We start from the raw sequence: 13,755 nt of genomic DNA, 5'->3' as shown, positions 1-13,755 counted from the left end.
AGAGCCCTATGCCCGTTCCCATTAATATCCCGGCGCGGCCCAGCGAAACCCTGTGCCCGAGCACCATCATCGCCGAAGGCCTGCTGAACCCTCGGGGCATTTGTGTGCAGGCCGATGGCAGCCTGCTGCTGACCGAAGCCGGCTCGGGCCTGCCGGAACAGCCCTTCAGCGGCCGCATCAGTCGACTGCGACCGGATCCGCACAAGCCTGGCGCCTATCTACCCGGCGAGATACTGGCGCAAGGTTTTCGCGCCATGAATATGCAGGCGCGCATGCTGCGCGATGAAATCATGGGGCTGTCGGACATCGCCTGCGGTGACGGGCGCTGTCTGGTCAGCCAGACCGATTACGTCGAGGGTTCCAAATTGCTGGACCTGCAATTCACACCGCCCGAACCGGTGTTTCACAGCCGTGGCAATCTGAATGCGCTGTGTTACCACCCGACCCGCCGCAGTTGGCTGGCGGTCAAACCCGATACCAATCAGTTGGTGGAATTCGCCAGCGGACAGGACGAACGCGTGCTGGTCCGGTTGCCCGAACTGGACCAGGGCCAGGAAGCCGTCCCGGTGACCCTAGTGTACGAACCGGCGACCGACGCAGTGCTGATCAGTCTGTTTTCCGGAGAGTTGCAGGGCGACCCGACGCGCAAAGGCATCGACTTTGCCGATAAGGCCGGCCAAGTGATTCGGGTCTGGCCTGACAGCGGGCAGATCGAGATCCTGATTCGCGGCCTGCAACTGCCCACCGGACTGGCACTGTGTCCGAGGGGCAACGTGCTGGTGCTGGAGCTTTGCGACCGCCTGCAGCAACCCTTGCCACCCGACTGGAACGGCGAACCGCTGCACGGCGGCTTTACCCGTTTCACCGGGCGACTGCTGAGTTGCAACCTGCAAACCGCCCAGGTCGCCGTGCTCGCCCGCGACCTGGATACCCCTTCCAACCTGTGTCTGCTGGAGGATGCAGTGCTGGTGAGCGAAGGCATGGGTTTGACCGGCCGGCCACTGCCCATGCCAGACAACACCGTCGTCCCATTGAGCGGCAGACTGCGGCGGGTGCAGCTCTGAAAAAGTGGGCCACAAGTTGCCTGAACATTACCTGCCCCGAATTCGGCAGGAATGTTCAGGCCCGGTTCGCATCAATCGCTCTCTGAGGCGTCTCGGATTCGAGCGGGTGACACGATGATTTTCACGTTGTGCTGCTTGTTGTTGACCAATTCCTCAAAGCCCTGCCCGACGATCTGTTCCAGCTGAATACGCCCGGTTATCAGCGGCGTGATGTCCAGCCGGCCGTCGGCGATAAAGGCGATCACATCTGCAAACTCACCGTTGTAGGCAAGTGCACCCAACACCTGTTTTTCGGTGGCGACCAGCTCGAAGAAATTGAACTCGCTGGGCTCCTCGAAGATGCCTACCAGCACACAGGTGCCGGCCTTGCGGATGAGGTCGATGGCGAGCTTGGCCGTGTGTTTGTTGCCGATGCATTCGAAACTGACATCCGCCCCCAGCCCGCCGGTCAGCCGCCGCACCTCAGCCAACGCGTCACACTCATTAGGGTCCAGCACTTGGCTTGCCCCCACCTCCAGCGCCTTGGCCTTGCGCGCTCCCGACATTTCCAGAGCAATGACCTGGGCCGCGCCAGCCGCCTTGGCGCACATGATGGTGCACAGGCCGATGGTTCCCGCGCCAACCACCACCACATTTTTCCCCAGCAAACTCCCGGCCTTTTTCACCGCGTGCATGCCCACTGCCAGCGGTTCGATCAACGCCCCGGCTTCGGCGGGAAAGTTGGCCGGCAACTTGTAAAGCAGGTTGGCCGGTACATTGACCAACTCGGCGAACGCGCCATTGTTCATCAGCCCGGTGAACGCCAGGTTCTCGCAAATGTTGTACAGCCCATGGGTGCAGTAATAACAAGTGCCACAGTGCTGACAGGCATCGGCTGCCACCGGTTCGCCCACACTGAACCCCTGGACCCCGGCGCCGATTTCGACGATCTCGCCACAGAACTCATGACCGAGAATGCACTGCCCCTTGATGCCGGTCAGCGGGTGCGGCGCATCCACCGGAATGAACACTGGCCCGGCGACGTATTCATGCAAGTCGGAGCCGCAGATACCGCACCATTGCACGCGAATCTGCACCCAGCCCGCCGGTGGCGAGACGGGCAACGGCACATCTTCGACGCGGATATCGTGACGACCATGCCAGACAGCGGCACGCATGCTGCGGGTCGGATCAATTGGAAGGCTCATGTTGGAATCTCCTTGAAATCGTTGGCCTTGGCGCCCGGCAAATGGCCGGCCGCCAAGGGAGGCATCAGTGTTGTTGGACAAAGTCCAGAATCAGCCGATTGACCTGCTCGGCCGCTTCCATCTGCACCATGTGCGCTTGCCCCGGCAGGATTTCGACCCGGGCGGTCAGTCCAGCGCTGTGGGTCGCAGGAATGATCGCGTCGTCACTGCCCCAGATCAGCAACACGGGTTGCCGGTTTTCTTGCACCACGCCGCGCAGATCGAGTTGTTGCCGCCCGTCTTTGAACAGCCCCGCAACCAACAGGCGCAGGGCCGCATCCACCCCTTCCAGGCGCTTGTACTTGAGCATGTCTTCGAGCATCTGCCGATTGACCAGTTCGGGGTCGGAGAACAGTTGCACCAATTGTGGCTTGAGGGCATTGCGGCTGGCTGCCTCGACAAAACCTTGCAGGTAATCGCCGTTGATTTCCGCGCCCAGGCCGGCGCTGCCGATCAAGCTCAGGGAACGCACCCGCTGGGGAGCCAGGCGCGCCGTGTTCAGCGACACCGCCCCGCCCATGGAATGCCCCACCAGATGCGCCACGGGAACATCCAGATGATCGAGCAGAGCCAGCAGCACCCCGCTCAACTCATCCAGATCGCCGTGCTCCAGTTGTTTGGTCGACTCACCATGGCCCGGCAGATCCAGAGCAATCACCCGGCGCCCGGCGGCCAATGCTTCATGATTGAACATCCAGTTATTCAGGTCACCGCCGAACCCATGCACCAGCACCAACGGCACCCCGCCTTCGCCACGCTCGAAGTAACGGATCAGTCGCCCGTCCAGTTCGACCTTCTGCGGCTTCGGCCCACTGTCTTCCTCGGCACCGTCACCTGGCACGAACGCGGCCTGGAACTGTTCGATCACCGCATCGATCTCGGCCTCGCTGGCTTCGCCGTCGACCACGATGCCGAGCAATGCACCGACTGCGAGGGTTTCATCCTGGCGCGCGATCTGCCGGCGCAGCACACCGGAAAACGGCGCTTCGACACTGCTGGAAATTTTGTCGGTTTCTACGTCGAGCACTTCATCGCCCTTGGCGATCGCCTGGCTCTCCTCCTTGAGCCAGACATCGACCCGGCCTTCGGTCATGGACAAGCCCCACTTGGGCATGGTCAGGGTATGGATCTGGCTCATGAACGCTTGCTCCACTCGATCAGTTTGAGCACGGCGTTTTCGATCTTCGCCGCGTCAGGGATATAGAGGTCTTCCAGGGCGTCGGAGAACGGCACCGGCGTATGCGGCGCGGTGACCATCTCGATGGGCGCCTTGAGCGAGGCGAACGCTTTTTGCGCCACCAGGGCCGAGATGTCGGTGGCCATGGAACAGCGCGGGTTGGCCTCGTCGATCACCACCAGGCGCCCGGTCTTTTCCACGCTTTCCAGAATGCTGTCTTCGTCCAGCGGGCTGGTGGTGCGCAGGTCGATGACCTCGCAGTCAATCCCCCGCCCTGCCAGGCTGCGGGCTGCATCCATCGCCGTATTGACCGTGCGCCCATAGGAAACCAGGGTCACGTCCTTGCCGTCGCGCAGGAAGTTGGCCTCGCCGAACGGGATGGTATAGAGCTCTTCCGGCACCTCGCCCTGCATGCTGTAGAGCAGTTTGTGTTCGCAGAAGATGACCGGATCGTTGTCGCGGATGGCCTGGATCAACAGGCCCTTGGCGTCATAAGGGGATGACGGGCAGACAACTTTCAGGCCGGGGATGTGGGTCCACAGCGACGTGAGCATTTGCGAGTGTTGGGCGGCGGCCCGCAGGCCCGCGCCGACCATGGTGCGAATCACCAACGGGGTGGAAGCCTTGCCCCCGAACATGTAGCGAAACTTGGCCGCCTGATTGAGGATCTGGTCCAGGCAGCAACCGGCGAAGTCGACGAACATCAACTCGCACACCGGGCGCACGCCGCAGGTTGCTGCGCCTACCGCGGCACCGACATAACCCAACTCCGACAGCGGCGTGTCCAGCACGCGGCCGGGGAATTGGTGGTAGAGGCCCTTGGTCACGCCCAATACCCCGCCCCAGGCGTCATTTTCACCAGGAGCACCGGCACCGCCGGCGACGTCTTCCCCCATGATGAACACGCTGGGGTCGCGGCGCATTTCCTGGGCCAGGGCTTCGTTGATTGCCTGCTGATAACTGATTTTTCTCGCCATGATAAAGGTCTCGATTCTTGTTATAGGGGGCGTTCAGGGATAGGAAACGTAGACGTCGGTGAGCAGGTCGGCGGCGCTTGGCTTGGGGTCGGACTTGGCCTTGCGCACGGCATTTTCGATCAGCAGGTCCACTTCGCCATCGATCTGGTCCAACTGGCTGGCATCGATCAATCCGGTCCGGGTGGTGCGCTCGCGAAACTGCATCAAGCAGTCGTTGTGTTCGCGGAAATACTTGACCTCGTCCGGTGCCCGATAGGTCTGGGCGTCGCCCTCGAAGTGACCGTAGTAGCGGGTCAACTTGACCTCGATCAACGACGGTCCTTCACCGGCTCGGGCCCGCGCCACCGCGGCACCGGCGGCTTCGTGAACGGCGAAAAAATCGAAGCCGTCGACGGTGACCCCAGGCATGCCGAAACCGGCTGCGCGGTCGGCGATGTGATCGCAGGCCACTGACCAGTTGGACGCCGTGGCCTCGGCGTAACCGTTGTTCTCGGCAATGAACAGGCACGGCAGGTTCCACACCGAGGCCATGTTCATCGCTTCGAACACGGCCCCTTCGTTGGAACCGCCGTCGCCGAAAAACGCTACGGCGACGCCGTCGGTCCCCTTGAGTCTGGCGGCCAGGGCCGCCCCTACCACCAGCGGTGCACCCGCACCGACGATGCCATTGGCGCCGAGCATGCCCTTCTCGAAATCGGCGATGTGCATGGAGCCGCCCTTGCCCTGACAGACTCCGGTTTTCTTACCGTAGATTTCGGCCATCATCCCGTGCACATCAACGCCCTTGGCGATGCAATGACCGTGGCCACGGTGGTTGGAGGCGATACAGTCATCATCCCTCAGGTGAGCCATGACACCGGCGGCCGAGGCCTCTTCACCGGCATAAAGATGGACGAAACCGGGAATCTCGCCGGTGGCGAACTCCACGTGCAGGCGCTCTTCAAAGACGCGGATGGTGCGCATCACCCGATAGGCATGCAGCAATTGATCAGCAGTCAGCTGTGTCGACATTTTTATTCTCCAGGGTGTCTTGAGGCTCAAGTTTCAAAGTGCAAGGTTCAAAGGGTGTTGCGGGTGTTCACGACCGATGGCCAGCAGCCGCTCTTGCGCGGCATAGGCCAGCGCCGCATTGACATCGATGCTCAGCGGACCGCCGGAGTCGAGGGTCACGGTGGGCAAGTCATCGGCGTTGAATTCGATTTCCCGTTCGCCATCCAGGGCCAGGGTGCCGTTGCTCAGGCACAGGCGATGGGCAACACCGGGTTCAAGGCTGCCGGCCGCGAGTACGCCGCAGCCTTGCAACAGGCCGGGCGCCAGGGGCACCAGCAAGGCTTCGGACGATTGCGGATCAAGGCGCATCCAGGCGCCGTTGGGGGCTTGGCGCGATACTGGAAACCACAACCCGCAGAGGGCCGATATGCCGATGGACTGAGGTTCCGCGAAAGTGACGAACACCTCCGCCAGATCGATCCCACGGCTGATTGCACGGGCGCCAATGAAGGGCAGCGAGGACACCGCCACGTCCACCAGCGCCACTTCGCACAGGTTGCGGCTGGGAATCCGCACCAGCAGGCGTTTATTGCGACGCAAGGCAATTTCGGGTGGGATCCGGCCGCTGGCGAATAGCCCGCCGGCCAGCCCGGCGCTGGTGGCCTCACGCAGTTCCGGGAAGGCATTGTTGGTCCCCGTCGACAGGGTCAGCAGCGGAATGTCGCCGACTTCGGCAGCCACCGCTTTGTGGGTGCCGTCACCGCCGAGCACGGCAATCAGCGACACGCCGCGTTCAGCCATCCAGCGCGCGGCCTGGCGAGTGTCCGCCACGCTCTGGCGCAAGGTAAGTTCCAGGAATTCCAGAGTTGGCCAGTGGCTGTCACGCGCCTGACGGCCATGACTGTTCTTCTTCACCGCCGCCGCGATGCCGGTCATGTCGGTGGGCATCTGCACGCGCTCGACACCGGTGGCGCCAAAAGCCGCCAGCAGCCGTTGGATCACCGAGACCTTGTCGGTGCTGGAAAACAACCCGGCATTCGCCGTCAGACGCCTTACGTCCCGGCCGGACGCCGGATTGGCAATGATGCCGACGGTCAGGGGCAAGCGACTCATGTCGCCACCACGGGTACGGCAGAGTAAAAGCCTCGGCAGGAGGACATAGGGCACCTCTTGTTATTATCGGGTTGCCAGTCGTGCTGGTTGCCAGGGTTAGAGCAAGGCCGGTGCCAGAATCGCAAAAGATCGCCGAAAAGCCCGGTCCAGAGCGGTTTTGACTACATTTCCAAGTGATGGGATCCCGCTCGATTGAGACGTCCCATGTCAGCCTGCACGGGTTAGAGGTCAGACCTTGAGACGTCGCGTCTCAGCTTTGCAGTGCGGTGAACCGATGCTTGTCGACCGTCCCTGAACGGCGCTTAATAGCCCGCACAACTAAAAGAAGATCGAACCGGAGGCCTTAAATGCTTTCCGCACACTCGAAGGCGCATGTGGATTGCGTCAGCCGTGTTTTGAAGAACGCAGCGCACCTGCCGCAACTGCCCGTGCCGGACTTGATCCTGGATTCCTGGCGCCGTTCCATGGAGCAACACCACTTGGACCCTGGCTCATTACAAGGGCCGCGGATCCTGTCCCAGAACGTGCTGCAAGAGTGTCGAGAACGCTCCGAACTGTTCCTGCGCATCGCCAGCGAAGAAGTCGCCCGACTCCATGGTCGCGTGCGCGATGCCGACTACTGCGTGTTGCTCACCGACGCCCAGGGCCAGACCATCGACTATCGCGTGGAAACCTCCATCCGTAATGATTGCCGCAAAGCAGGCCTGTACCTGGGCACCTGCTGGTCAGAAGGTGAGGAAGGCACCTGTGGGGTGGCCGCGGTGCTGACCGCACGAACACCGGTTACGGTGCACAAGCGGGATCACTTCCGCGCGGCTTTTATCGGACTCACCTGCTCCGCCGCTCCGGTCTTTGACCCTCGGGGCGAACTGCTCGGGGTGCTCGATGTGTCTGCGGTGCGTTCGCCGGACGACCGTCGTTCGCAGCATCTGATCCGGCAGATGGTGGTGCAGAGCGCACGGGAAATAGAACAGGCGTTTTTCATGAACAGTGCCCAGGGTTACTGGGTGCTGCGGGCCCACAACAGCCCAGGCTACGTCGACAGCCAGCCCGATTACCTGCTCGCCTGGGACGACGACGGACAACTGCAGGCACTCAACCCCGCGGCGCGGCAATGGCTGTCGCAAAGTTTTGGTCAACTGCCGGACCACATCGGCCAAGTGTTCGATCAGCAGTTATTGCATCGCGCCAGGGACGAATCGCTCTGCCTGTTTCACTGCCAGGGTGGCCGTCATGTCTTGCATGGGCGACTCAGCGCGCCACGGCAGGTGAAACGCAGCCCGGCTCGTCGGGTACTGTCACCCGCCGAACTCGACCCGCGACTGGAAGAAAGTTTGCGCCTTGCGGTTCGGGTCAAAGACCGTCATCTGCCGGTGCTGATCCACGGCGAAACCGGTTCCGGCAAGGAAGTCTTCGCCCGCCAGCTGCACCAGGCCAGTCTGCGCCGTGATCGACCTTTTATTGCGGTGAACTGTGCAGCGATTCCCGAAAACCTGATCGAAAGCGAGCTGTTTGGTTATGCAGCCGGCGCCTTCACTGGTGCTTCGAATAAAGGCATGCAAGGTCTGCTGGAACAGGCCGATGGCGGCACCCTATTTCTCGATGAAATCGGCGATATGCCCCTGCCCCTGCAAACCCGGCTACTGCGGGTTTTAGCCGAGGGCGAAGTGGCGCCCCTGGGAGCGTCGAGAAGCAAGGCGATAGACATTCAGGTGGTCTGCGCGAGCCACCGCGATCTGGAAGCCCTGGTGACCAGCGGCGAGTTTCGCGAGGACCTGTACTTCCGCCTCAGTGGTGCGCGATTCCAATTGCCGCCGTTGCGCGAACGCAGTGATCGACTGGCATTGATCAACCGGATACTCGAAGAAGAATCGTCGGCCTGCGCGATGGCGATGCAACTGGGAAGCGCCGCCCTGGAATGCCTGCTCGGCTATCGCTGGCCGGGTAATGTGCGCGAGCTGCGGCACGTGCTGCGTTACGCCTGCGCGGTGTGCGAGACCCAATTGATTCTGTTGAGTGACTTGCCTGAGCATCTGCCCGGCCGTCGACTCAATGATTCGGCGTCAGCTGACGCCTTGGAACGCTGCGCCAGTCCTGAACGCGAGGCACTCATCGATGCCCTCGTGCGTCATCGCTGGAAACCCACACCAGCGGCCAAGGCTTTGGGCATCTCCCGGGCAACGCTGTATCGACGGGTCCATCAACATGGCATCGACATGCCTGGCAGGGGCTGACCACGAGTTCATCCGGCGGCCCCGCTCAATGAGCGTTGGCCACCGGACAGCACAATGGACTTGCATCGATCACAGTATTGGTGAACGGCATCGAATAAATGTGGGAGCAAGCCCCGGCTATTAAAACCAGGTCTCCATCTGTATCCCGTATTGCCACACACCCCCAGCGTTGAAGTCTGTCTTGCCGAAGTTGTCTGTGGAACTGTATCGGTCCAGGTCCGAAGACCAGTTCATGAAGCTGGCGAATACGCGCAACTCGGGGCGTGTGAGCAGGTCTCCAACGTCGGGTTTGAAGGTCGGGGCGATGGTGAATTTCCAGAAGTTACCGTCCACCGCATTACGTTGCAGGTAGCCCTTGGGGTCGAGGTTCATGGTTTGCCAGCTCATTTCGTAGGCCATCTCGAAATTGCTGTTGATTTCATTGGCCAGCCGCATGTTCAGGGTCATCCAGCGATAGTCGTCACCCTTTACGTAGCGATCCTTGCTTTGTTCAGCCAGTAAGCTGGGGCCGATACGCCAGTGGGGTGCAATCGGTGTTTCGCCGTACAGCGCCAGGCGCAGCGCACGGGCGTCGTCGATCAGTTCGCCGTCCGAGCCAATGTTCTTGACCTCGGCCCCCAACCCTTGCCCGTAGAGCAGCGCCGTCTTGAAGAAGCCTTCCCTGCCGAAAAAGTTTTTCTGGTGGTTGGCCACCATGCTGTGCAAGCCGGAGTCCGCAGGCTTCAGGCCCGCTTCATTAGTGCGAGTGCTAAAGTCGTTTTTCTTTGAACCAATACCATTGAACATCCACTGCCACTGACCATTATCGAAGAACTGGTTGGAGGTGAGGATGTAGCTTTCCACATCGGCATTGACACCGCCCTCACTGAAATCCCCGTAGTTACGCCCGATCAACGAGTAATTCGAGCGCCAGTTCTTGTTCATCTGCACGTCGTAGATACCACCCCCGGTGCCGGCCAGAAAGACGACGTCCGAGTCCAGCCAATGGATATCGAAGTTGTCCCTGTCGAATCGCTTGCCTGCCCACAGGGTGGCGTTCTCGAACGTCGAATTACCCTTGAATGCGGCGAGATGATCAAGTTCCGTAAATACCTGGCGCACATTCAGGTTACTTTCGGCGGCCGTCCAGTCATTGGAACTTTCCACTCCATCGGCGATGGAAACCGTGAATTTGGAATGGGTGCCGTTCTGCGCATAGGCTTCTTTCGACAGGTCTATACGCATGTACGTGTCGTCTTCGTTACCGAGTCGGCCGACGGCGCCACCGACTGAACCGGCAGGCGTTGTATAAGGACCGCCCCGCCCGCCCCCCAGGCCATCGTTGATCAGCAATCCCGAGCGGGCGTAGCCCTTGAAGCTGAACCCGTCGGTGAGGTGCCCGGTACTGCCCTCCTTCTCCATGCTTTGCTGACGGGCTTCGAGTTTTGCCAACCGCGTATCCAAACTGGGCGCCGCAGTGGCGGTCGCAGTGGACGCAACAGGCTGCAAGGCGGGAGTGGACTGTTTGAGCTGCTGCAATTCCCTGGCGAGCGCCTGGGTTTGTTGTTCGGCGGCGGCTGCACGTTTTTCCGCAGCGCTGGCACGGGCTTCAAACGCGGCCATGCGTTCTTCCAGAGTCGCGGCCTGAGCAGTGGCCGCCGAGGTGCCGAGTACGCCTGCGAGTAGCCAGCTTGATGCTTTCTGCATGGGGGATTTCCTGTTTTGTTTTTATTTTTTGTCCTGCGAACGGGCTTTTCTTTCGTGAGTTGGGAATTGTCAAAATCCACGAAAAAAAGGATGCCTCATCGCAAATACGCTGCTACATTTGGCGATGTTAACGTTAACTTTTCTAAAAACAAAAATAAAGAGGGCTTTATGAAACAGCTCAAATCACTCTTTCCAGCAGCACTGCTTGCCCTTTGCGCCGGGCTTCCATCCCTCTCCAGCGCAGCCAATCTGACGATTTCCTGCGGTGCGGTGGGCGCGGAATTACAACTGTGCAAAGAGGCCGTCGAGGCGTGGTCTCAACAGACCGGCAATCACGTCGAGGTGGTGTCCACACCTAACTCGGCAACCGAGCGGTTGTCGTTCTATCAACAGATCCTCAGTGCGCAGTCCAGCGACATCGACATCATTCAGATCGACATGGTGTGGCCGGGGATGCTGGCCAAACATCTGCTGGATCTGCGCGAGGTGCTGCCCGCCGACGCGACCCAAGGCTACTTCCAGGCACAGGTGGACAACGCCACGGTGAACGGACGGCTGGTGACGATGCCGTGGTTCACCGACTCGGGCCTGCTGTACTACCGCAAGGACTTGCTCGAGAAATACAACAAACAAGTCCCCCAGACCTGGGAGGAAATGACCGCTACCGCCAAGGATGTACAGCAGGCCGAGCGCAATGCCGGCAACGCCAACGCCTGGGGGTACATCTTTCAAGGGCGTGCCTACGAAGGCCTGACGTGTAATGCGCTGGAATGGATCAGCAGCCAACCGGACGGCGGGCTGGTCAATCCACGAGGCGACATCGTGATCAACAGCCAGGCCTCAAGAACGGCGTTGACCCTGGCCAAAAGCTGGGTAGGCGACATCTCCCCGCGTGGAGTGCTCAATTACACCGAGGAAGAAGGACGCGGCGTATTCCAGTCGGGCAATGCGCTGTTCATGCGCAACTGGCCTTATGTCTGGGCCTTGGTGCAAAGCCAGGACAGTGCGGTAAAAGACAAAGTCGGGGTCGCTCCCCTGCCCCGCGGCGGCAGCACCGGCACCCATGCCTCCACTCTCGGCGGGTGGGGTTTGGCGGTGTCGCGTTACAGCGCCAACCCGAAGCTTGCTGCCGAACTGGTGAGCTACCTGACCAGCGCTCAACAGCAAAAACATCGTGCGTTGATTGGCGCCTATAACCCGGTGATCGAGTCGCTCTACCAGGATCCCGAGCTGCTCGCGGCCATGCCTTATTACAGTCAGCTGCACAGCATTCTCAACGACGGCGTCATGCGCCCCGCTTCAATCACCGCAGCGCGTTATCCGCGGGTTTCCAATGCGTTCTTCGATCAAGTGCATGGCGTGCTGGCCGGCGAGTTGCCGGTCGATCAGGCGCTGACCGAACTGGAAGGCGAACTCACGCGCATCAAACACCGGAACTGGTAAGCCACAAGGAAGGAAATCACCATGTCTGTTTCTACTACCCATGTCCCCTGTGACGAGCTCCTGCTCACCAGGGAAACGCCGGTACAGCGTCGCCGAGTGCGGGCCGCCTGGCTGTTTTTGACGCCGATGTTGCTGTGTCTGGCCCTGGTGGCGGCCTGGCCGTTGCTGCGGACATTCTGGTTCAGCCTGACCGACGCCAACCTGGCGGACACCGCTGGCGGCACCTTCGTTGGCCTGAGCAATTATCTGTTCCACAACGGTTCCAGCTGGTCGGGCATCCTGGTCGATCCGCAATGGTGGAACGCGGTGCGCAACACCTTGCATTTCACCGTGGTGTCGGTGGGGCTGGAAGTTGTGCTGGGGCTGCTGGTGGCGTTGCTGCTGAACATCCAGTTCGCCGGCCGTTCCCTGGTGCGAGCGTTGATTCTGATTCCGTGGGCGATTCCGACCATTGTCTCGGCGAAGATCTGGTCATGGATGCTCAATGACCAGTTCGGCATCATCAATCACCTGATGCTCAGCCTCGGCCTGATTACCGCGCCTCTGGCCTGGACCGCAGATGCCGATCTGTCGATGTGGGCGGTGATTATCGTCGACGTCTGGAAGACCGTACCGTTTGTCACGCTGCTGATGCTCGCCGCCTTGCAGATGTTGCCGAGTGACTGCTACGAAGCCGCCAGGGTCGATGGTATTCATCCGCTGAAGGTGTTCTGGCGGGTGACGCTGCCACTGCTGATGCCCGCATTGCTGGTGGCGGCGATCTTCCGCATCCTCGACTCCCTGCGGGTGTTCGACGTGATTTATGTGCTGACCTCAAACTCGTCGAGCACCATGAGCATGTCGGTCTATGCCCGCCAGCATCTGGTGGAGTTCCAGGACGTCGGTTACGGCAGCGCCGCCTCGACCCTGCTGTTTCTGGTGGTTGCAGTGATCGCCATGCTTTATCTCTACCTCGGACGCCGCCAACTGGAGGTCCGGTCATGAGCCCTCGCCTACTGAAAAAAGCACTGTTGCGCTTCGGTTTCTGGTGCCTGATCGGGGTGTTGCTGCTGTATGCGGTGTTCCCTTTCTACTACGCCATCGTCACTTCGCTGAAGCCGTCCAGCGCCTTGTTCGAGGTGAGTTACTGGATCAAAAAACCCGACTTCTCCAATTACGCGGCGGTGCTCAACCAAGCCTCATTCCTGCGGGCTATCGGTAATTCGCTGGTGGTTGCGCTTAGCGTGGTGACGCTGGCGCTGTTTCTCAGCCTGACCGCCGCTTATGCCTTGGGCCGGGTGAAATTCCGTGGGCGTGGCACGGTGTTGATGATGGTCCTTGGGGTGTCGATGTTTCCCCAGGTCGCGGTGCTGTCGGGGCTGTTCGAGGTGATCCGTGCCTTGGGCCTGTACAACACATCCTGGGCGTTGATTCTCAGCTACACGATTTTCACCCTGCCCTTCACCGTCTGGGTGCTGACCACGTTCATGGGCCAACTGCCCCATGAGCTGGAAGAAGCGGCAATCATGGACGGTGCGTCGCCTTGGGTCGCGCTGACCCGAGTGCTGTTGCCGCTGCTCTGGCCCGCCCTGGTCACCACGGGTTTGCTGGCTTTCATCGCGGCGTGGAACGAGTTCCTGTTTGCCCTGACCTTCACCCTCACCGACACCCAACGCACGGTGCCGGTGGCCATCGCCCTGATTTCCGGCGGCAGCCCCCATGAGTTGCCCTGGGGGTTGCTGATGGCGGCATCTGTGCTGGTCACCGTCCCTCTGGTGATTCTGGTGCTGATCTTCCAGCGCCGAATCGTTTCCGGCCTCACCACCGGCGCGTTAAAGGGTTGATGCCCGACAACTACAAGGAACA

11 protein-coding genes are annotated in these 13,755 nt (G+C 60.8%); 5 read left to right on the top strand and 6 right to left on the bottom strand.

Features of this window, described 5'->3' with window-relative positions; all coding sequences use genetic code 11:
* The first annotated feature begins 8 nt into the window (after nt 1–8).
* The gene (locus AC30D7_RS03035) at nt 9–1,064 is read left to right on the top strand and encodes a hypothetical protein (protein ID WP_490132977.1); all 1,056 of its coding nucleotides are present in this window, start codon (nt 9–11) and stop codon (nt 1,062–1,064) included.
* A gap of 71 nt (nt 1,065–1,135) precedes the next feature.
* Here the strand turns inward: AC30D7_RS03035 and AC30D7_RS03030 are convergent, their stop codons facing one another.
* The 5 genes from AC30D7_RS03030 to AC30D7_RS03010 form a co-directional block, all read right to left on the bottom strand.
* Nucleotides 1,136–2,221, bottom strand: coding sequence for a 2,3-butanediol dehydrogenase (locus AC30D7_RS03030; RefSeq protein ID WP_490133058.1), 1,086 nt, complete (start codon nt 2,219–2,221; stop codon nt 1,136–1,138).
* Between the two features lie 94 nt (nt 2,222–2,315).
* Complete coding sequence (locus tag AC30D7_RS03025; protein ID WP_490132976.1) at nt 2,316–3,428, bottom strand: acetoin dehydrogenase dihydrolipoyllysine-residue acetyltransferase subunit; 1,113 nt, start codon at nt 3,426–3,428, stop codon at nt 2,316–2,318.
* Nucleotides 3,425–4,444, bottom strand: a complete 1,020-nt coding sequence (locus AC30D7_RS03020) for an alpha-ketoacid dehydrogenase subunit beta (RefSeq protein WP_030128853.1) — start codon at nt 4,442–4,444, stop codon at nt 3,425–3,427. The genes AC30D7_RS03025 and AC30D7_RS03020 overlap by 4 nt, the downstream gene beginning before the upstream one ends.
* Before the next feature lie 33 nt (nt 4,445–4,477).
* Nucleotides 4,478–5,455, bottom strand: a complete 978-nt coding sequence (locus AC30D7_RS03015; RefSeq protein ID WP_018928914.1) for a thiamine pyrophosphate-dependent dehydrogenase E1 component subunit alpha — start codon at nt 5,453–5,455, stop codon at nt 4,478–4,480.
* Between the two features lie 33 nt (nt 5,456–5,488).
* Entirely contained in the window at nt 5,489–6,547 is a 1,059-nt protein-coding gene (locus tag AC30D7_RS03010; protein ID WP_490132975.1) for an ATP-NAD kinase family protein, read from the bottom strand.
* 347 nt (nt 6,548–6,894) lie between these two features.
* Between AC30D7_RS03010 and AC30D7_RS03005 the strand changes: the two genes are divergently transcribed.
* Nucleotides 6,895–8,781: a sigma-54-dependent Fis family transcriptional regulator gene (locus tag AC30D7_RS03005; RefSeq protein ID WP_490132974.1), complete on the top strand. Its 1,887-nt coding sequence runs from the start codon at nt 6,895–6,897 to the stop codon at nt 8,779–8,781.
* Between the two features lie 120 nt (nt 8,782–8,901).
* Here the strand turns inward: AC30D7_RS03005 and AC30D7_RS03000 are convergent, their stop codons facing one another.
* A complete protein-coding gene (locus AC30D7_RS03000) occupies nt 8,902–10,467 on the bottom strand; it encodes a carbohydrate porin (RefSeq protein WP_490132973.1) in 1,566 nt (521 codons plus the stop codon).
* Between the two features lie 168 nt (nt 10,468–10,635).
* On the opposite strand from AC30D7_RS03000, the gene AC30D7_RS02995 reads away from it, so the two are divergent.
* From AC30D7_RS02995 to AC30D7_RS02985, 3 genes are read left to right on the top strand one after another with little or no spacing between them, the layout of a single operon-like run.
* Nucleotides 10,636–11,910 (top strand): ABC transporter substrate-binding protein, encoded by a 1,275-nt coding sequence (locus tag AC30D7_RS02995; RefSeq protein ID WP_490132972.1) that lies wholly within the window; start codon nt 10,636–10,638, stop codon nt 11,908–11,910.
* Nucleotides 11,911–11,931: 21 nt separating this feature from the next.
* Nucleotides 11,932–12,894, top strand: a complete 963-nt coding sequence (locus AC30D7_RS02990; protein ID WP_490132971.1) for a carbohydrate ABC transporter permease — start codon at nt 11,932–11,934, stop codon at nt 12,892–12,894.
* Nucleotides 12,891–13,733, top strand: a complete 843-nt coding sequence (locus tag AC30D7_RS02985) for a carbohydrate ABC transporter permease (RefSeq protein WP_490132970.1) — start codon at nt 12,891–12,893, stop codon at nt 13,731–13,733. Before AC30D7_RS02990 ends, AC30D7_RS02985 begins: the two co-directional genes overlap by 4 nt.
* The last annotated feature ends 22 nt before the right edge of the window (nt 13,734–13,755 follow it).

It is taken from the genome of Pseudomonas sp. DF5 (assembly GCF_058148225.1).
Note: the sequence above shows the minus strand (reverse complement) of the source record. Positions and strands in the feature narration are given on the sequence as shown.